This is a genomic window from Micromonospora sp. L5 (genome assembly GCF_000177655.2).
Taxonomy (GTDB): Bacteria; Actinomycetota; Actinomycetes; order Mycobacteriales; family Micromonosporaceae; genus Micromonospora; species Micromonospora aurantiaca.
The window spans coordinates 2313834-2332549 of the sequence record NC_014815.1; the positions used below are offsets into that span (position 1 = coordinate 2313834).

15 protein-coding genes are annotated in these 18716 nt (G+C 73.3%); 4 read left to right on the forward strand and 11 right to left on the reverse strand.

The features are described from left to right. Positions 1 to 46: 46 nt before the first annotated feature. Positions 47 to 2530, reverse strand: a complete 2484-nt coding sequence (locus tag ML5_RS11165) for a Tex family protein (protein WP_013474760.1) — start codon at positions 2528 to 2530, stop codon at positions 47 to 49. Positions 2531 to 2592: 62 nt separating this feature from the next. Here ML5_RS11165 and ML5_RS11170 point away from each other — a divergent pair, with 62 nt between their 5' ends. Beyond that, positions 2593 to 4104 (forward strand): deoxyguanosinetriphosphate triphosphohydrolase family protein, encoded by a 1512-nt coding sequence (locus tag ML5_RS11170; RefSeq protein WP_013474761.1) that lies wholly within the window; start codon positions 2593 to 2595, stop codon positions 4102 to 4104. A 4-nt stretch (positions 4105 to 4108) separates the two neighbouring features. Here ML5_RS11170 and ML5_RS11175 read toward each other — a convergent pair whose 3' ends face one another. The 7 genes from ML5_RS11175 to ML5_RS11205 all read right to left on the reverse strand — a co-directional run bounded on the left by ML5_RS11175 (position 4109) and on the right by ML5_RS11205 (position 10860). Further along, positions 4109 to 4753 (reverse strand): NeuD/PglB/VioB family sugar acetyltransferase, encoded by a 645-nt coding sequence (locus ML5_RS11175; RefSeq protein WP_013474762.1) that lies wholly within the window; start codon positions 4751 to 4753, stop codon positions 4109 to 4111. Continuing rightward, positions 4750 to 5427 (reverse strand): sugar transferase, encoded by a 678-nt coding sequence (locus tag ML5_RS11180; protein WP_047890874.1) that lies wholly within the window; start codon positions 5425 to 5427, stop codon positions 4750 to 4752. The genes ML5_RS11175 and ML5_RS11180 overlap by 4 nt, the downstream gene beginning before the upstream one ends. Before the next feature lie 109 nt (positions 5428 to 5536). Continuing rightward, positions 5537 to 6682 carry an MBL fold metallo-hydrolase gene (locus tag ML5_RS11185; protein WP_013474764.1) on the reverse strand — a complete coding sequence of 382 codons (1146 nt, stop codon included), beginning with the start codon at positions 6680 to 6682 and terminating at the stop codon, positions 5537 to 5539. Positions 6683 to 6795: 113 nt separating this feature from the next. Next, positions 6796 to 7740: an SDR family NAD(P)-dependent oxidoreductase gene (locus ML5_RS11190; protein WP_013474765.1), complete on the reverse strand. Its 945-nt coding sequence runs from the start codon at positions 7738 to 7740 to the stop codon at positions 6796 to 6798. Continuing rightward, positions 7737 to 8921, reverse strand: coding sequence for a zinc-dependent alcohol dehydrogenase (locus tag ML5_RS11195; RefSeq protein WP_013474766.1), 1185 nt, complete (start codon positions 8919 to 8921; stop codon positions 7737 to 7739). The genes ML5_RS11190 and ML5_RS11195 overlap by 4 nt, the downstream gene beginning before the upstream one ends. A 74-nt stretch (positions 8922 to 8995) precedes the next feature. Continuing rightward, complete coding sequence (locus ML5_RS11200) at positions 8996 to 9571, reverse strand: hypothetical protein (protein ID WP_013474767.1); 576 nt, start codon at positions 9569 to 9571, stop codon at positions 8996 to 8998. Between the two features lie 65 nt (positions 9572 to 9636). Beyond that, entirely contained in the window at positions 9637 to 10860 is a 1224-nt protein-coding gene (locus ML5_RS11205) for an oxygenase MpaB family protein (protein ID WP_013474768.1), read from the reverse strand. Between the two features lie 137 nt (positions 10861 to 10997). On the opposite strand from ML5_RS11205, the gene ML5_RS11210 reads away from it, so the two are divergent. Both ML5_RS11210 and ML5_RS11215 read left to right on the forward strand, forming a co-directional pair. Then, on the forward strand, positions 10998 to 11765 hold the full coding sequence (locus ML5_RS11210) for an SDR family NAD(P)-dependent oxidoreductase (RefSeq protein WP_013474769.1): 768 nt from the start codon (positions 10998 to 11000) through the stop codon (positions 11763 to 11765). A gap of 204 nt (positions 11766 to 11969) precedes the next feature. Then, entirely contained in the window at positions 11970 to 13832 is a 1863-nt protein-coding gene (locus ML5_RS11215; RefSeq protein ID WP_013474770.1) for a long-chain fatty acid--CoA ligase, read from the forward strand. Here ML5_RS11215 and ML5_RS11220 read toward each other — a convergent pair. Continuing rightward, positions 13740 to 14711, reverse strand: coding sequence for an oxygenase MpaB family protein (locus tag ML5_RS11220; protein WP_013474771.1), 972 nt, complete (start codon positions 14709 to 14711; stop codon positions 13740 to 13742). The two genes, ML5_RS11215 and ML5_RS11220, sit on opposite strands and share 93 nt — an antisense overlap. 152 nt (positions 14712 to 14863) lie before the next feature. On the opposite strand from ML5_RS11220, the gene ML5_RS11225 reads away from it, so the two are divergent. Beyond that, positions 14864 to 16081 carry an oxygenase MpaB family protein gene (locus tag ML5_RS11225; protein ID WP_013285315.1) on the forward strand — a complete coding sequence of 406 codons (1218 nt, stop codon included), beginning with the start codon at positions 14864 to 14866 and terminating at the stop codon, positions 16079 to 16081. Between the two features lie 12 nt (positions 16082 to 16093). On the opposite strand, the gene ML5_RS11230 is transcribed toward ML5_RS11225, so the two are convergent. After that, entirely contained in the window at positions 16094 to 17287 is a 1194-nt protein-coding gene (locus ML5_RS11230) for a TetR/AcrR family transcriptional regulator (protein WP_236619404.1), read from the reverse strand. 63 nt (positions 17288 to 17350) lie between these two features. Beyond that, entirely contained in the window at positions 17351 to 18559 is a 1209-nt protein-coding gene (locus tag ML5_RS11235; RefSeq protein ID WP_013474773.1) for a TetR/AcrR family transcriptional regulator, read from the reverse strand. Between the last annotated feature and the right edge of the window lie 157 nt (positions 18560 to 18716).

Below are 18716 nucleotides of genomic sequence, written 5' to 3' on the forward strand. Positions count from 1 at the left end.
GGGCTGAGTCGTTCGTGACCTCAGCCCGGCAGGGCAGCCGAACGTGTCAGGCCAGCCCGGCGCGGCGCAGCGCCTCCGCCATGGCGTCGTTGACCGGAGCGGGACCGCCGCCACCGCGGCCCGACCGTTGCTGCTGGGCGCCGCGCGCCGCGCCGCCCTTCCCGCCGCCGGAGCCGCCGCGCTGACCGCCGCCGCGTTGCCCGCCCTGCTGGCCGCCGCGCCCCTGGTCGCCGGCCCGCGGCCCGCCGCCCTGACCGCCCCGGTCCCGTCGGCCGTCGCCGCCCGCCGGGCGTCCGCCGCCGGCCGGAGCCTCGTCGTCGAGCCGCAGCGTCAGCGAGATCCGCTTGCGCGGCACGTCCACGTCGAGTACCCGCACCTTGACCACGTCGCCGGACTTGACCACGTCGCGCGGGTCCTTGACGAAGGTGTGCGACATGGCCGAGACGTGCACCAGGCCGTCCTGGTGCACGCCCACGTCGACGAACGCGCCGAACGCGGCCACGTTCGTCACCACGCCCTCCAGCACCATGCCCGGCGTCAGGTCGCTGATCTTCTCCACGCCCTCGACGAACGTCGCCGTGCGGAACTCCGGGCGTGGGTCACGGCCGGGCTTCTCCAGTTCGGCCAGGATGTCGGTGACGGTGGGCAGGCCGAACGTGTCGTCGACGAAGTCGGTCGCGCGCAGGCCGCGCAGGATGGCAGACCTGCCGATCAGCGCGCGCAGATCCTGCCCGGTGGAGGAGAGGATGCGGCGCACCACCGGGTACGCCTCCGGGTGCACGCTGGAGGAGTCCAGCGGGTCGTCGCCACCGGGGATGCGCAGGAAGCCGGCGCACTGCTCGAACGCCTTCGGCCCGAGCCGCGGCACCTTCTTCAGCTCGGTCCGGGTGCGGAACGGCCCGTTGGCGTCGCGGTGCAGCACGATGTTCTCGGCCAGCCCGGCGCCGATGCCGGAGACCCGGGTGAGCAGCGGCGCGGAGGCGGTGTTGACGTCGACGCCGACCGCGTTGACGCAGTCCTCGACCACCGCGTCGAGCGAGCGGGACAGCTTCACCTCGGACAGGTCGTGCTGGTACTGCCCGACGCCGATCGACCGCGGGTCGATCTTCACCAGCTCGGCCAGCGGGTCCTGGAGGCGGCGGGCGATCGACACCGCGCCGCGCAGCGACACGTCCAGACCGGGCAGCTCCTGGGAGGCGTACGCGGACGCGGAGTAGACCGACGCGCCGGCCTCGGAGACCACCACCTTGGTCAGCTTCAGCTCCGGGTGCCGCTTGATCAGGTCACCGGCCAGCTTGTCGGTCTCCCGGCTGGCGGTGCCGTTGCCGATCGCGACCAGCTCGACGCCGTGCGCGGCGGCGAGCGTGGCGAGCGTGTGCAGCGAGGCGTCCCACTGCCGGCGCGGCTCGTGCGGGTAGATCGTGTCGGTGGCGACCACCTTGCCGGTGGCGTCGACCACCGCCACCTTCACGCCGGTGCGCAGGCCCGGGTCGAGGCCCATCGTCGCCCGTGCCCCGGCGGGCGCGGCCAGCAGCAGGTCACGCAGGTTGGTGGCGAAGACCCGGACGGCCTCCTCCTCGGCCGCCTGCCACAGCCGCATCCGCAGGTCCGCGCCCAGGTGGATGAGGATCCGGGTACGCCAGGCCCAGCGCACCGTGTCGGCCAGCCACCGGTCGGCGGGCCGCCCCTGGTCGCTGATGCCGAACCGGCCGGCCACGGCCGCCTCGTAGCGGCGGGGTCCGGGGTTCGCGTCGGCGTCGCCCTCGGCCTCCGGGTCCATGGTCAGCTCCAGCACACCCTCCTTCTCGCCGCGGAACATGGCGAGGATGCGGTGCGAGGGCAGCTTCGGGTACGGCTCGGCGAAGTCGAAGTAGTCGGCGAACTTCGCACCGGCGGTCTCCTGACCGTCGCGTACCCGGGAGACCAGCCGGCCCCGCGACCACATTTGCTCGCGCAGCGTGCCGATCAGGTCGGCGTCCTCGGCGAAGCGCTCGATCAGGATGGCCCGCGCCCCGTCCAGGGCGGCGGCGGCGTCCGCGACGCCCTTGTCCGGGTCGGCGAACCCGGCGGCGACCGTCTTCGGGTCCTGGGCCGGATCGGCCAGGAGCGTGTCCGCGAGCGGCTCCAGCCCGGCCTCGCGCGCGATCTGCGCGCGGGTACGCCGCTTCGGCTTGTAGGGCAGGTAGATGTCCTCCAGGCGGGACTTCGAGTCGGCGGCGAGGATCTGCGCCTCCAGCGCCTCGTCCAGCTTGCCCTGGCTCCGGATCGACTCCAGCACCGCCGCGCGCCGCTCGTCCAGCTCGCGCAGGTAGCGCAGCCGCTCCTCCAGCGTGCGCAGCTGCGCGTCGTCGAGCAGGCCGGTGGCCTCCTTGCGGTAGCGGGCGATGAACGGCACTGTGGCGCCGCCGTCGAGCAGCTCGACTGCTGCCCGCACCTGCCGTTCGGCGACGCCGAGTTCCTCGGCGATCCGCTGGTGCACAGACTGGGTCACGATTGTCATCCGCCTTCTCGGGTGGTTTCCGCCCTGCATTGTGCCGTTCGCCTCCGACCGCCTGTGCCCGGCCCGCCGCCGGCTGCGCTAGCGTGGCGATCATGGAGGCACCTGCGGATCCGCGGGCCCGGCGGCTGTTCGGTGGCAGCGCCCGGGCACTCGGCGACCTGGCCGCCGGCCCGTTCCGGGCCGACCGGGACCGGATCGTCGGGTCGCCGTTCTTCGCCCGGCTGGGCGGCGTGACCCAGGTGATCAGCCCGGGCGGGTCCGGGCTGCTCGTGCACAACCGGCTCACCCACAGCCTGAAGGTGGCCCAGGTGGCCCGGGCGATAGCGGAGCGGCTGAACGCCGACCCGACCCACCGGGACCTGCTGGAGAAGCTCGGCGGCTGCGATCCGGAGGTGGTGGAGGCCGCCGCGCTCGCGCACGACCTCGGGCACCCGCCGTTCGGGCACCTGGGGGAGCGCGTGCTCGACCGGCTGGCCCGGCAGCGCCTCGGGCTGCCCGACGGCTTCGAGGGCAACGCGCAGTCGTACCGGATCGTCACCAGCACCGAGATCCGCGGCGCGGCGACCACCGGGCTGGACCTGACCGCCGCGGTGCGGGCGGCCATGCTGAAGTACCCGTGGACCCGCCTGGACCATCCCGACCCGCACCCGCGTCACCTGGACCCGGCGCCCCGGGGCGCGGCGGCGCCGCCGGAGGATCCGCAGAGCGGGTCGGTGAAGTTCGGCGCGTACCGCACCGAGCTGGACGACCTGCGGCAGGCGCGGGAGCCGTTCGCCGGGCGGATCCCGGACTGGCAGCAGACCCCCGAGGCGTCGGTGATGGACACCGCCGACGACATCGCGTACGCGATCCACGACGTGGAGGACTTCTACCGCGTCGGGGTGCTCCAGCAGGGCGCGGTGGCGGCCGAGCTGATGGCCTGGCAGCGCGAGTGCGGGCACCTGCGGTCGATCACCGCGTCGGCGCTGGAGGGGGCGGGCCGGCGGCCGGGCGCGGCGATCGAGCGGCTGCGCCGGCAACTGCACCGCAAGGACGGCTGGATCGCCGACGACGAGGCGTTCGCCGCCGCTGTCGAGCACGTCCGCGAGGAGCTGGTGGAGGGGCTGCTGGCGCTGCCGTTCGACGGCTCGATCGAGGCGGAGCAGTACGTGGCCCGGTTCTCGGCCCGCTGGTCCACCCGCTTCGTGGACGCCATCACCGTGACGCCGGATCCGGGGGTCCGCTCCGGGTACGTGCTGCTGGCGAAGCCGCAGTGGCACGAGGTGCAGGTGCTCAAGTTCGTGCACCACCGGTTCGTGCTGGCCCGCCCGGACCTGGCCCTGCACCAGCGCGGCCAGGCCCGGCTGCTGGGCACGCTGGTGGAGGCGCTCTGGGAGTGGCTGCTGGACCCGGACGAGGAGTCCCGGCTGCCGCGCCGGCTGCACGACCTGGTGGAGCTGGCCGAGGCGGAGCTGCACCCGCGTACCCCGGACCGGATCGGACGGGCCCGGGGCCGGGCGATCATCGACTTCGTCGCTCAGCTCACCGACGGTCAGGCGGTGGCGATGCTGGACGCGTTGTCGGGCCGCTCCGGCGCGCTGTGGACGGACGCCTTCGTACTCTGAGACCTCAGCGGGCCGGCACGCCCTTGACCACGACCTCCGGTGGTACGTCACGCACCACGCACGCCCCGGCGCCGACCGTCGCGCCGGCGCCCACCCGCAGGCCCGGGAGCACGACGGCGCCCGCCCCGATCAGCGCTGCGGTGTCGAGGCGGCAGTCACCGGACACTGCAGCGAGCGGATGCAGGGAGACGTAGTCGCCGACCACGCAGTCGTGCGCGAGAGTGGCGTTCTGGTTGACGTGCAGATGCCGCCCGACTGTCACGTTCGTGGTGATCCGGCCACCGGCGAACACCACGAGACCCTCGGCCGACACCACGTCCGGGCCGACTGTGGCGTCCGGGTGGACGAGACTCGCCGCCGGCCTTCCGTACGTGTCGACCCGCGCGCCCACCTTCCGCCGGACGCGTGGGTCGCCCAGACCGAGGACGACGTGGGTCTCCGGCGGCAGCTGCCCGAGCGCCGCCACGGTCCCCAGGTAGGGGGCGCCGCACGACTCGGCGCGTTTGCGGTTCCGCTCGGACGGGTTGTCGTCCATGAAGCCGACCAGTCGCCACGGTGGCCGCGCGGCCGACTCGTTCACCGCCGCCACGATCTGGGCGATCTCCCGGCCGTGGCCGCCGCACCCGACGACGACCAGGTCGAGGCTCACCGGGATCCGCTTCCCGCAGTCGCCGGCACCGCCTCCTCCGTGGCGGTGCCACGGAACTCGTGGGCCGTGGCGGCGCCGGGCGCGCTGATGCCCTGCCGGCGCAGGACTGCCACCGCGGTCCGGGCCAGGATGCGGGCGTCCAGGCGGAGGCTCCAGCGCTCCACGTAGTACAGGTCGTAGGCGAAACGCTCTGCCCAACCCAGCTCGTTGCGGCCGTTCACCTGCGCGAGCCCGGTCAGGCCGGGCCGGACGTCGTGCCGGCGGAACTCGTCCGGTGTGTAGAGGTCGCGGTAGCTGGTCGGGAACGGACGCGGACCCACGAGGCTCATGTCGCCGCGCAGGATGTTCCACAAGCTGGGCAGTTCGTCCAGGCTGGTCGCCCGCAGCCACCGCCCCAGGGGCGTCAGTCGCGCCTGGTCGTCGCCGGGGGAGAAGGCGTCACCGCTGTCCGCCATGGACCGGAACTTCAGGATGGTGAACTCCCGGCCGTGCCGGCCGATCCGCTGTTGACGGAAGAGGATCGGGCGGCCCATGCCGAGCAGCACCGCGACCGCGACCACGGCCAGAATCGGCGCCGCCACCAGCAGGGCCGTGGCCGAGACGGCGACGTCGACGCCCCGCTTGACGGCCGAGGCGACGCTCGCCTGCGAGGTGGGTGTGTCGGGATCTTCCACGCCTGGGGAGAGGCGAACCTGCATGCTGTCCTCCGGCCGCTGACTCGTCAGCGAACAGAGTACGCAAATATGCGCAGAAGGATATCTTGTCCGACTTTTTCGGCGTGGCTCAGGCGACCGACTGCCACCACCCGTCCACCGCCGGCGGCTCGTCCACCACGACCCGCTCGCCGGGACGCGGCACTGCGAGCCGGACGTCGCGCGCCTTCGCCTCGGCCCAGAGCCGGTCCACCGGCTCGGACCAGTCGTGCAGGGCCAGGTTGAACGTGCCCCAGTGCACCGGCACCAGCAGTCCGCCGCGCACGTCGAGGTGGGCGGCGACCGCCTCCTCCGGGAACATGTGGATGTGCGGCCACGCCCTGTCGTACGCGCCGATCTGCATGAGCGTCACGTCGAACGGGCCGTGGTCGGCACCGATCGCGGCGTACCCGTCGAAGTAGCCCGAGTCGCCGGTGTAGAAGACCTTCCGGTGCGCACCGGTGATCGTCCAGGAACTCCAGAGCGTGCCGTCGCGGCGCAGCCCGCGCCCGGAGAAGTGCTGCGCGGCGGTCGCGGTGAGTGTCAGCCCGCCGGCCCGGTGGCTCTCCGACCAGTCCAGCTCGACGATGCGGTGCTCGGGCACGCCCCAGCGGGCCAGGTGCGCGCCGACGCCGAGCGGCACCACGAACGGCGCGGACTGGAGATCGGCCAGCGTGCGGACGGTCTCCATGTCGAGGTGGTCGTAGTGGTCGTGCGAGATCAGCACCGCGTCGAGCGGGGGCAGGTCGGTCAGGCGGACCGGTGGCTCGTGGATGCGTCGCGGGCCGACCAGCCCGGACGGGGAGCACCTGTCGCTCCACACCGGGTCGAGCAGCACCCGGTGCCCCTCGATCTCGACGAGCGTGGAGGCGTGGCCGTACCAGACGACGTTCAGCTCGCGGGCCTGGTCGGCGGCCGGCGCGGCACCGGGGTGCAGCAGCGGCACCGGGCTGCCCGGCCGCCGCTTCTGCTTGCCGAAGACCAGCTCCCGGAGCAGGTTGCGGCCCGGGTCGGCGACCATCGTGGCGCTGGCGCCGGCCGGGTTGTGGAACGTGCCGTCGCGGAAGCGCGGTGACCGGGCCGCCCGTTCCGCCCGGGCGCCGGTGAGCCGGCCGCCGAGCTGGGCCGGTACGTCCCGCGCCGCCCAGGCCATCCCGGCGACGGCGGCCAGCCCGGCGAGCTTCCACACCCGCCCGCCGCGCGTCCGGTCCGGTTCCCGCCCCGTTGGTTCCCGCATGCTCGTCCCTCCGCCGTGTCCCGTCGTACACGGTAACGACCCTCGTCCCGGTCCGCCCGCGCGACGGCCCGCCCACGGGGCGGCCCGCCCGCACGACAGCCACCCACAGGACGTCAGGGCAGCCGGCGGCGTACCGCGGACGCCACGGTCGCCGCGCGTCCGCCCACGGCCCGGACCACCTGGGACACGTCGGGCAGCCATCCGCCCCGGACCGCCTCACAGGCCGGGTTGGGCGTGAACACGATGCCCTGGTGCGCGGCGACCGGCGTCCGGGTCAGTCCGGCCCGGCGCATCAGCGGCCCGACCAGCACGTCGTACACGCCGGGCAGGACTGTGAAGCCGAAGCGCATGACCACGTTGAGCCGGCCCACCGACACCTCCCGGCGGGGCCGGTCGAGGCAGTGGACGATGGCCCGCGCCACCCGTTCGGGCGAGGCGATCGGGGGCGGCGGCCGGCCGACGCGGCCCAGGTAGTTGGCCGCCTGCCGGTAGACGGGCGTGTCGACGCTGCCCGGGTTGACCAGGCAGATCGCGATGCCGGGTGTCTCCCGCGCCTCCTGCTGGAGCGTGCGGGCCAGCCCTTGCAGACCCCACTTGGCTGCGACGTAGCCGCTCATGTAGGGCGCGGTGATGTGCCCGAGCACCGAGCCGGTGAGCACGAGCGTGCCGCCGCCGGTGGTCCGGAAACGGCGCAGCGCCTCCCGGGCCACCGCCGCGGCGGCCAGCAGGTCGGTGCGGATCACCTGCTCGAACACCTCGGCCGGGGTCTCGTCGAAGCGGCCGTAGGACATCACCGCGGCGGTGTGCACCCAGGCGTCGACGCGGCCGAACTCGGCCCGCGCCGCGTCGGCGAGCGCGGCCACCGCGCCGGGCTCGGTCACGTCCATCGGTACGGCGATCGCCCGCGCGCCCGCCGCCCGGCACTCGTCGCGTACCTCGTCGAGCGTGGCGGGGGAGCGGGCCGCGAGGACCAGCCGGTCCCCGCGGCCCGCCAGCTCCCTGGCGGTCGCCCGGCCGATCCCGCTGGTCGCGCCGGTGACGACCACCGTCCGGGTCACGGCGCGAGCACGACCTTCACGCAGCCGTCCTCCTTCTTCTGGAACATCTCGTACGCGCGCGGCGCGTCGGTCAGCGGCAGCCGGTGGGTCCGCAGGTCCTCGACGCCCAGCGGGTCGTCGTCGCGCTCCAGCAGCGGGATGATCTCGTCGACCCAGCGCCGCACGTGGCACTGGCCCATGCGCAGCTGGATGCCCCTGTCGAACATCTCCATCAGCGGCATCGGGTCCTGCTCGCCGCCGTACACGCCGGAGATCGACACGGTGCCGCCACGCCGTACGGCCTTGAGCGCGGCGTGCAGCACCACGAGCCGGTCCACGCCGGCCTTGTCGGTCATCGCCTGGGCCAGCTTGTCCGGCAGCAGCCCGGCGGCGGTCTGGGCCATCTTGCCCAGCGGCGCGCCGTGCGCCTCCATGCCGACCGCGTCGATCACGGCGTCCGGGCCGCGTCCGTCGACCAGGTCGATGAGCGCGCCGGGTACGTCGTCGAGCTGGCTGACGTCGAGCACCTCGATGCCGTGGCGGCGGGCCATCTCCAGCCGCTCGGGGACCAGGTCCAGCCCGATCACCCGGGCGGCGCCGAGGTGGCGGCCGATCCGGGCGCTGAACTGCCCGACCGGGCCGAGCCCGAACACGGCGAGCGTGCCGCCGGGCGGGGTGTCCGCGTACTTCACCGCCTGCCAGGCGGTGGGCAGGATGTCGGAGAGGTAGAGCCAGCGCTCGTCCGGGCCGCTGTCCGGGATCGTGATGGGGCCGAACTGGGCCTGCGGGACGCGCAGGTACTCGGCCTGGCCGCCGGGGATCGAGCCGTACAGCGAGGTGTAGCCGAACAGGGACGCGCCCTTGCCCTGGCTGGTCACCTGCGTGGTCTCGCACTGCGCGTAGAGCTGCCGCTCGCACATCCAGCACGAGCCGCAGGAGATGTTGAACGGGACGACCACCCGGTCGCCCTTCTTGAGCCGGGTCACGCCGGGCCCGACCTCCTCGACGACGCCCATCGGCTCGTGCCCGAGGATGTCGCCGGGCTTCAGGTACGGCCCGAGCACCTCGTACAGGTGCAGGTCGGAACCGCAGATGGCGGTCGAGGTGATCCGGACGATCGCGTCGGTCGGCTCCTCGATCCGGGGGTCCGGGACGTCCTCCACGCGGACGTCCCGCTTGCCGTGCCAGGTCAGTGCCTTCATGCCTGTCTGTCCCCTCTCCGGTGCCGTCCATCGGACTGCTACCCGGCAGAGGGCCGTTGAATCGGCGGCGCCGGTCACCGTGGCGTGAGGTCGACAGCCACGGCGATCGTGCTGGTGCTGGCGGCGGTGGCGGCGAGGGCGCCGATGTCGAGGCGGCGGCCGGCGCGGTCGGTGACGGCGCCGGCCGCGAGCCGCAGGCCGGCGACGGGCGTGCCGAGCGTCGCCGACGCGGCCTCCAGCAGCCGCCGCCGGGCCACCGCCACGGCGACCCGGAGCGGGGTACGGGTTCCGACGGCCGGATGGGGTGCGCCACGTGTCCGGCCGGCTGCCGGTCGTGGCGGTGGCACACGCACGCGCCGGCGCGGCACCGAGAGCCCGTCGGCGATCAGTTCGGCGGCCGAGGTGTCGCCGTCGTACCGGTCCGGCGGCAGCGTGAACGACACGGTCCCGTCCGGGGCGACCTCGACGGAGATCAGGGCCGCCCCGGGCAGGGCCGTGGCCGTCATGATCTCGCCGAGTCCGAGCAGCCCGGCCACGTCCGGCGACGGCGTCCGGGCGGCGGCCGGGTACGCGGCGGTGAGTTCGGCAGCGGCCACGAGGACCGGCGCGGCCAGCACGTACCCCAGGAACGGAGGGAGGGACACGGTCATGGTGCTCACCCGGGCGCTCGTCGCCGCAGCCGGGGACGGGAGGTGCCCCGGCTGCGACGCGGTGGTCAGAACTCGCGGTTGCCGAGCGGGATCTCGATGTTGATGGACTGCCCCTCGGACAGGAACAGCAGGGCGAGCTTGCGCAGGAACTCGTCGAACAGCCAGTAGCACTCCGGTGCGAGCGGGAACGGCAGCAGCGCCTCCCGGACCGCGATGAACGGGCCCCAGCTCGTCCGCAGCAGCGTGTCCCAGAGCAGGTCGCGCGGGATCTCCAGCCAGTTGGCGATCTGGTTGCCGAGCATGAACCGGGTGAACGAGCCGAGGATGGGCTTGCTGAGCAGCCCGGCGTCGATCTCCTTGCCGAGGCCGAGCAGGATGTCGGCGAGCGCGTTGCCCTCGCGGGTGGGCGCGAGGATCGGGTCGAGGACCTCGCCGGCCTGGGAGTTCGCCTCGCTCCACGTGGCCGGGATGTACTCGTCCCTGATGCCGAGCATGTGCGCGGCCACCTGCCACAGGTGCAGGAAGGCCGCCGACTCGGCGGCGGGGATCGGCACCCGCCAGTCGGTCAGTTTCCGCATGACCGTGGTCGGCAGGCTGTGCCAGGTGACCATCATGTCCCGCTGGCTGATCGGGATGTCCTCGGGCGCGACGTCGGCCCACTCGGGCGACTGCGGCAGGAGGTGACGCACACCGGCGTGCGCGAGCCGGGTCTTGACGGCGGTCACGATCATCGAGCCGTCGGGCTGGTACGCGTTGGCGGTGCCGATGTCGTACCCGAGCTTGGCGGTCTTGGAGATGCGGTCCTTCATGTCCGCGCCGCCCTTGGAGTAGTAGACGGCGCGCGCCTCCTTCGGGATGACTGTGCTCATCATGCCGCTGGCCAGGCCGTAGAGCACGCCGAGGTAGAGCCCGCGCTTCTCGTTGAAGCGCACGGCGGTGGCCAGCTTGCCCTGGTCCACCCAGGACGGCAGCACGCGTGCGCGTTCGATGAACGCGCGGACGTCCGCCGGGAGGCCGGAGGGCAGCGGCTGGCCGTTCTTCGTCCACGTCCGCAGCAGTTGGTTGACCAGTGGCGCCTCGCCCCGGTCCAGGAGGGAGGCGACGAGCGGGTCGGCCTCCTCGTCCCACACCCAGCGGGGGTCCACGCCCGCGCCGGCGCCGGCCACCGATCCCTTCGGAGACCAGGTCCACGCCGACCGGGCCTGTGCCGGAGCGGCGACGCTGAGCGCGCCGAGCGCGCCCAGTGCCCCACCGGCCTTCAACATCTTGCGCCTGCTTACCGGTTCCACGTTCACTCCTCGGGGTCGAGGCCGCTGATACGGTGAAACGAATGTTGCGCCCGTGTATCACATGAGAGCACGTGGTAACGGTGTCCACAAGGCTTATGACGACAACTGTCGATGGTTTGCGATGAGGGGAGTCCACGGTGGCGCTGGTCGAGGGGATGCTGTCGGGCAAGGTGGCGTGGGTGACGGGCGCCAGTCAGGGCGTCGGCGCGGCGGTCGCCGAGGGGCTGGCCCGGGCCGGCGCGTCGGTGATCCTCCAGTCCCGGCGGCCGGACGCGCTGGACGAGGTGCGCGACCGGATCACGGCCGGCGGCGGCACGGCGGAGGTGGTCGCCGGTGACGTCGCCGACGAGTCGGCCGCGAACGCCGTGGTGGCCCTGGCGCGGCGGCGGTGGGGGCGGCTCGACGTCCTGGTCAACAACGCCGGCATCAGCCCGGCGCTGCACCGCAGCGAGCGGCTCAGCCTCGGTGACTGGCAGCAGGTGATCGACACCAACCTGTCCGGGGTGTTCGTCTGCGCCCGCGCGGCCGGCGCGCTCATGGTCGAGCAGGGCGCGGGCAGCATCGTCAACATGTCCTCCGTGCACGGTCAGGTCGGCTTCCCGCGCCTGGCCGCGTACAGCGCCAGCAAGGGCGGCGTCGAGCAGCTCACCCGCACGCTGGCGCTGGAGTGGGCGGCGGCGGGCGTACGCGTCAACGCGGTGGCGCCCGGCTACCTGGAGACCCCGATGACCGAAGGGTTGCGCGGCCACGAGCAGTGGTCGAAGCGGCTGCGCGACCGTATCCCGATGGGCCGGTTCGGCCGTCCCGAGGAGGTGGTCGGCGCGGTGCTGTTCCTGGCCTCGGACGCCGCGAGCTACGTCACCGGCAGCGTGTTGCACGTGGACGGTGGCTGGACCGCGCAGTGACCGGCGGGCCGTTTGGTTAGTCCGCGTTCGTCGCCAGGTTGCCGTCACGACGCGATACCGCGCCAGATCACGGCCACTCCTTCCCAGGAAGTTAACCCTCGTTTACAGTGCTGCCATCGGCTGCGGAACCCGCGCGGGCACCACGGCGAGGGGTGCGGCCAGCCCTGCCACCACCAGGCCCGGTTGCGTGTGAAGGAGTAGCCCATGGACCCCGCCCACGTCCTCGCCGAGGACTGCGCCAAGAAAGCCGCCGACCTGACCGTCCCGGCGCTGCTGCACCGCAACGCCACCGAGTACGCCGACCGGCCCGCGCTGACCACGCTCGGCCGGGACGACACCCGCACCTGGGCCGCGCTGCGCGACGAGGTCGCCGAGCTGTCCGCCGGCCTGGCCGAGATCGGCCTGGAGGCCGGGCGGCACATGCTGATCATGATGTCCAGCCGCACCGAGCACTGGCTCGTCGACCTCGCCGCGGTCCACCTGGGCGCGGTGCCGTCCACGATCTACCCGACGCTCAGCGCCGAGCAGATGCGCTACCTGGCCCGGCACAGCGCCGCCCAGGTGCTCGTGCTGGAAGGGCCGGCCGAACTGGAGCGCTGGCGGCCGATCCTGGCCGACCTGCCCGACCTGCTGCGGGTGGTGCTGGTGGACGAGCCCGCCGAACCGGCCGGCGACGCGGTGCCGCTGTCGCGCGTGCGTACCCTCGGCCGGGCCGCACGCGAGGCGGACCCGGACGCCTTCGAGCGGCGCTGGCGCACGATCCGGCCCGAGCAGCCGGTGACGCTGCTCTACACGTCCGGCACGACGGGCAACCCGAAGGGCGTCGTGCTCAGCCACCACAACGTGATCTACCAGGCGGTGGCGCTGGACGCGATGGTGTCCGTCCCCGACCACGCGCCGACGGTGGCCTACCTGCCGCTCGCGCACATCGCCGAACGGTTCCTCGGCATCTACAACCCGATCTACCGCGCCGGGCACGTGACCATCTGCCCCGACGCCACGCAGCTCGTCGCGGCGCTGCGCACCGTCGGCCCCGCCTCGTTCTTCGGGGTGCCGCGGGTCTGGGAGAAGATGGCCGCCGGCGTCCAGGCCCACCTGGCCACCGCCGAGCCCGCGGTCCGCGCCGCCGTCGCCGCCGCGACCGCGGTGACACTGGAGGCGTACGAGCTGCGCGCGGCCGGAGAGCCGGTGCCGGACGAGCTGGCCGCCCGGGTGGCGCAGGCCCGGGACACCGTGCTGCGACCGTTGCAGGCCACCCTCGGCCTGCAGAACATGACCTGGCCCGGCAGCGGCGCCGCCCCGATCCCGGTGGACGTGCTGCGGTTCCTCGCCGGGCTCGGCGTCGACGTGCTGGAGGTGTGGGGTCTGACCGAGACCACCGGCACCGCCACCCTCAACACCCCCGACCGCTTCCGCACCGGGACGGTCGGCCGCCCGAACGTGGGCATGGAGGTACGCCTCGCCGACGACGGTGAGATCCTCGTCCGGGGTCCGCTGGTGTGCTCCGGCTACCTGCGCGAGGACGGCGGCGTCGAGCCGGTCGTCGACGCGGACGGCTGGCTGGCCACCGGCGACGTCGGGACGCTCGACGACGACGGCTTCCTCACCATCACCGACCGCAAGAAGGAACTCATCATCACGTCCAGCGGGAAGAACATCTCGCCGGCGCAGATCGAGAACCTGCTGCGGGCGCACCCGCTCATCGGTCAGGCGGTCGCGATCGGCGACCGGCGGCCGTACGTCACGGCGCTGATCGTGCTGGACGAGGAGGTCGCGCCGCAGTGGGCGCGCACGCACGGCGTCAGCGACCCGCAGCTGCCCACGCTGGCCTCGGACCCGGTGCTGCTGGCCGAGATCCAGGCCGCCGTGGACGCGGCGAACGCGCGCCTCGCCCGGCCCGAGCAGGTCAAGACGTTCCAGGTGCTGCCGTCGGCGTGGACGCCGGAGTCGGGCGAGCTGACCCCGACGCTGAAGCTACGGCGCCGGGTCATCGTCGACAGGTACGGCGACCGGATCGACGCCCTCTACCGGCCGGGCGACGCGGTGGCGGAGCCCGTCACGGAGTAGCGCCGGGTCGATGCCGGGCGGGGGTGGCGGCGCGCCGAGGTCGGCGGGTCGGTACCCCCGCGGGTAGCCGGGATAGGTGCGGTTGCGTGGCGCGCGGGTCAGCCGGCTCACGGTCCGCGCGGGCAGCAGCCGCACCACGGCGGCCCGGGCGCGCAGCGCGCCGCCGACCAGCGCGGTCAGCGGTCGCGGCGCGGCCGGCAGCCCGAAGGCGGCCCGCATCTCGGGCGGCAGCAGCGCGCGCACCGCGAGCCGCGCGGCCGGGCGCAGCGGCGCCGGGTACCAGGACGCGAACAGGTCCAGCGTGTACGCCGCGACCCGCTCGTTGCTCGGCGTACGGCGGAACGTGTCCCGCTCGTACGCGTCCTTGAACGCCCGGAACGCGTCGAAGTCCGCCGGGACGTCGCGGATGCCCATGCGCGCGCCGACCGCGCGGTAGTAGTGGAACGCGGCCAGCCGCTCGTGCTCGTGCAGCGGGCGCCAGCCGTACCGGTCCAGCCAGTCGATCGGCTCGTAGACGAACGTCGACAGCACGTACCGCATGTCGTCGTTCGAGATCGCGTACCGGCCGTGCGCCCGGTTGACCACCCGCAGCGCCTCCCGGCCGCGCGGCGAGTCGTACCCGTGCTCCAGCAGCTCGGCCATCAGCAGCGCGGTGTCGTCGTAGCGCTGCTGCGCCCGCAGCCGGAACTCGCCAGTCGCGTCGAGCAGCGCGGAGATGCTCGGCACGCAGAACGTGCGCAGCAGCGCCAGCTCCAGCGCCCGCTGGTAGTCGAAGGGGAACTCGTATCCGGCGGAGAGCCGGTAGATCTCGTGGTGGTCGCGGACCGGATCGAGCGTCTCGATCCGGCGCAACCAGCGGTACCGCCCGTCACGAGCCATCGCCACCACCCCCACCGTCCACCCTTGCCGATGCAGTCAAGCTCCTCTATGTTAATAGAAAATCACATCCCCGGATAACTCGAAACCTGCTTGGGCGCACCTCACGGGCCGGTGTTCAGGGCGATGTCCGGTCGAACCGGGAAGTGGTGCTAATGGAGAATCTCAGTAGACGAAGCGTCCTGACGCTCGGCGCCGCGCTGGGACTGGTAGCGGTGGCGGACGCCCCGAAGGCGTGGGCGTGGTCGTCGTCCGGCTCGATCGCCGGGACCGACACGGTCACCGACCCGTGGGACGTCTGGGACGACGACACCGACCCGCTCGTCGCCTCGATGCTGGACGCCGGTCAGATCCCGGCGGTGAACACCGCGTTCGCGTCCTGGATCCGCAACGGCGACGCGCTGCCCGCCGGCCTGCCCCCGGCGCTCACCACCTACCTGCGGCGGGTCAACACGCTGCCGTCCTGGGCCGACCAGGCCAAGCTGGACCGCGCCGCCCAGTTCAACAAGCGCATGAGCATGTACCTGTTCCTGCTCTACGGCCTGGGCAGCGGGATCATGAGCACGGTGATCCCGCGCGAGGCCCGCAACGTCTACTGGTCCGAGGGCGGCGCGGACATGAAGTCGCGCGCCGCGAAGACCTTCACCTACGGGTACGACCTGAGCGCCCCCGACGCGTTCAAGGCCACCGGCAGCTTCGTGGTCACCTCGCACAAGACGCGGCTCACCCACGCGGCCGTGCGGCACCTGCTGCCGCAGTCCGCGCCGTGGCGCGGCGTCACCGACCACCCGATCCCGATCAGCAACGGCGACATCCTCATCACCTTCCACAGCCTCGGCACGTACGTGCACCGCAAGCTGCTCGACTGGCGTCGCTGGGGACTGCGGATGTCGGCCGCGGAGGAGGAGGCCTACCTGCACATGTGGCAGGTCGCGCTGCACCTGCTCGGCGTGCGCGACGAGTTCATCCCGAACAGCTGGGCCGCCGCCGAGGAGCAGTCCCGGTACGCGCTGTCCCCGCTGCTCGCGCCGACGCCCGAGGGCATCGACCTGGCCGACATCCTGCTGAACCTGACGTCCTCGGTGGACCTGGGCGTCACCCGGGGATTCCAGCGCGAGTTCGCGCGCTACGTGCTCACCGACCGGATCGGCGACTGGCTGCGGCTGCCCCGCGACTACATCTCCCGGGGCGTGATCGAGGCCGGCTGGCCGACGTACGTGATGTTCCGCGAAGGGCTCTCGCCGCTCATGCCGGAGACGTTCGGCCTGTTCGACAGGTTCATCCGCGGGCTGGCGATGCTGTTCCTCAACAACGGCTCGTCCGCGTCGCACACCCCGATCACGATCCCGGTCATGAACCGGCCGGGCACCTGAGTCCGTGCCGGCTCAGAGCGTCAGGGCGCCGGTGACCAGCGCGGTGACCGCGTCCCGGTGGCCGGGCGAGTCCTGCCAGCGCAGGGCGCGCCCGGCCTCCACCGCCACGCCGAACCCGGCGTGCACGAGCAGCCGGGCCTGCCGCCGGTCCAGGTCCGGCCGGACCGCCCGCAACTGCTGCTCCCAGACCGCGATGTGCTCCCGCTGGGCGAGGATGAGCGGACGCCGTACGTCGTCCGGCAGGCCGGCCACCTCCGCCTCGGCCACGCTGTTGAGGGTGTTGTGCTCGAAGCAGTAGGCCACGTACGCCGCCGCCAGCGCGACCACCGCCTGCCGTGGGTCGGCCGCCCGCTGGAGGCTGCGGTCCACCGCCTGGGCGAGCAGTTCCGCCGCCTGGAGGCAGGCGGCCACGAGGATGTCCACCTTGCCGGGATAGTGGCGGTAGATCGCGGACGGTGCGAGCCCCACCGCCTGGGCGATCTGCGCGTTGGTGACTGTGGCGAACCCGTCCCGGGCGAACAGCGGTACGGCCGCGGCCAGGATCTCCGCACGCCGCGTCCGGGGCACCGGCTGGGCGGGCAGCTCGACCAGCCGCGCCGTCCCGGCAGCGGTGGCCGGATCGGTGGCCACCACCCGCATCGCGGACCGCAGCACCAGATCCTCGATCCGGCGCTGGGCGATCGAGGTGCGGTGCATGGTCACCGAGCCGATCACCCCGAGCGCGGCCACCGCCCGCAGCCGCTCGTCGGGCAGCGGGTAGTCCCGCCGTACCATCTCGGTCACCCGGCCCACGACGTGGCCGAACTTCGCGCGGAGCAGGTGGCGGTCCGCGCGGCCGAGGTAGCGGGCCTCCCACCGGTAGATGCCGCCGGAGGCGCGGTGCGCGACGGTGACCCGGGTGAGGGCCAGCAGCACGTCGGCCAGCGCCGCGTCCGGCGGCCACTCGTCGATGACCCCGACCAGGTTGTCCACCATCACGTTGGCGCACTCGGCGAACAACGCGTACTTGTTCGGGAAGTGGCGGTACAGCGCGGGCGCGCTGATCCCGACCGCCGCGGCGATCTCCTCCATGGACGCGCCGTGGTAGCCGCGCTCGCTGAACACCTGCCCGGCCGACTCGACGATGACCTGTCTGCGGTTGCGGGGCCGGGTGGCCGCGGCCGGCCCGGTGGTCACCGGATCGTCCGGGCGGACGCGGACGGGCACGGGACCATGGGTGTCAGTCAACCACAGCGCCTCACGCCGCCCGCGCGCTCGCGGTGACGCCGGTCAGGCGTGCAGGACGGCGAGCGCGAGCCGGGCGGTCTGGTCGTCGTAGCCGGCGGTGCGGTCGAAGCGGCCGAGCCGCCCGACGTCGGTGACCACGTTCAGCGCGGCGTGCACGAGCACACGGGCGTCGGCGGCCGGCAGGTCCGGTCGTACCGCCCGGACCAGGCCCACCCACTCCTCGACGTGCAGCCGCTGCGCGCCGCGCAACTGGTGGCGGTCCCGGTCCGGCAGGTTGTTGTTCTCCGCCAGGTACACCGCGACCAGGTCGCTCTGGCCGAACGCGAAGTCGACGTAGGCGCGCACCACCCGGTGCAGCGCGTCGGCCGGGTCGCTCGCCTCGGCGATCGCCGCGGTGGTGGCCCCGGTGAGCCGGTCGGTGGCCCGGTAGTAGGCGGCCGCGAGCAGGTCGGCCTTGCCGGGGAAGTAGCGGTACACGCTGGACGCCTGCATGCCCGCGGCGCGGCCGATGTCCTCGACCGCGACTGCGTGGTAGCCGTGCCTGTGGAACAGGCGCATCGCCTCGATGAGCAGCAGTTCGCGCCGCGACGCCGGACGCACCGGCCCGGTGGCGGGCATGTCCTGCGGCGCGGTACGCCGCCGGAGCGGCACCGTCGGCGCGTCGGTCCGCAGCAGCGTCCGGGCGACCCGGGTGAGCAGGTGCTCGGTGTCGGCGCCGGTGGCCGCGGCCCGGTACGTGGTCACGCTGCCGAACGCGCTCAGCGCCGCGTTCACCAGCAGGTCGGCCTGCGCGGTGGTCAGCTCGGGACGCAACTCGCGCAGCGGCGCGGCGACGCGGCCGACGAGCGTGGCCATCGAGGCGGCGAACTCCTGCCGGTGCTCGGGCGTCAGGTAGCGGCCCTCCCACTGGTACAGCCCGGCCACCCGCCGCCTGCTCACCGCGACCTCGGCGAGCGCGCGCAGCAGCTCGTCGAGCAGCCCGTCGGCGTTACTCGCCGCCGGCTGTCCGGTCGCGGCGAGCAGGGCGCCGACGACCTCCCGGGTGGCGTGCACCAGGATCGCGTACTTGTTCGGGAAGTGCCGGTAGACGGCCGGCCCGCTGATGCCGACGGCGGCGGCGATCTCGTCCACCGAGACGCCGTGGTAGCCCCGCTCGCAGAACAACTCGGCCCCGGCGAGCGCGATTCGGGCCTTGCGGTCCTTGGGCCGTCTGACCGGTGCCGGGGCGGTGTCGCTGGCTGCTTGTCGCACAGCTACACGTTAGCGCCCCCTCGCGTACATCCGGTGACGCCCCTCGGCCGTTTCCCCGGCGGGGTCGGAGCCGGACAGCGCGGAACGCGTCTTGACAAGCGGCGGCAGGCTCAAGAAAAGTTAGGCGAAATTCGCATGCGGGTGAGCAATGAGGAGC

Excerpts from the sequence above, each read along its gene's own strand:
- ML5_RS11195 (WP_013474766.1), bottom strand. The coding sequence starts at position 8,921 with ATGAAGGCACTGACCTGGCACGGCAAGCGGGACGTCCGCGTGGAGGAC.
- ML5_RS11170 (WP_013474761.1), top strand. The coding sequence starts at position 2,593 with ATGGAGGCACCTGCGGATCCGCGGGCCCGGCGGCTGTTCGGTGGCAGC.
- ML5_RS11200 (WP_013474767.1), bottom strand. The coding sequence starts at position 9,571 with ATGACCGTGTCCCTCCCTCCGTTCCTGGGGTACGTGCTGGCCGCGCCG.
- ML5_RS11185 (WP_013474764.1), bottom strand. The coding sequence starts at position 6,682 with ATGCGGGAACCAACGGGGCGGGAACCGGACCGGACGCGCGGCGGGCGG.
- ML5_RS11225 (WP_013285315.1), top strand. The coding sequence starts at position 14,864 with ATGGAGAATCTCAGTAGACGAAGCGTCCTGACGCTCGGCGCCGCGCTG.
- ML5_RS11165 (WP_013474760.1), bottom strand. The coding sequence starts at position 2,530 with ATGCAGGGCGGAAACCACCCGAGAAGGCGGATGACAATCGTGACCCAG.
- ML5_RS11220 (WP_013474771.1), bottom strand. The coding sequence starts at position 14,711 with ATGGCTCGTGACGGGCGGTACCGCTGGTTGCGCCGGATCGAGACGCTC.
- ML5_RS11215 (WP_013474770.1), top strand. The coding sequence starts at position 11,970 with ATGGACCCCGCCCACGTCCTCGCCGAGGACTGCGCCAAGAAAGCCGCC.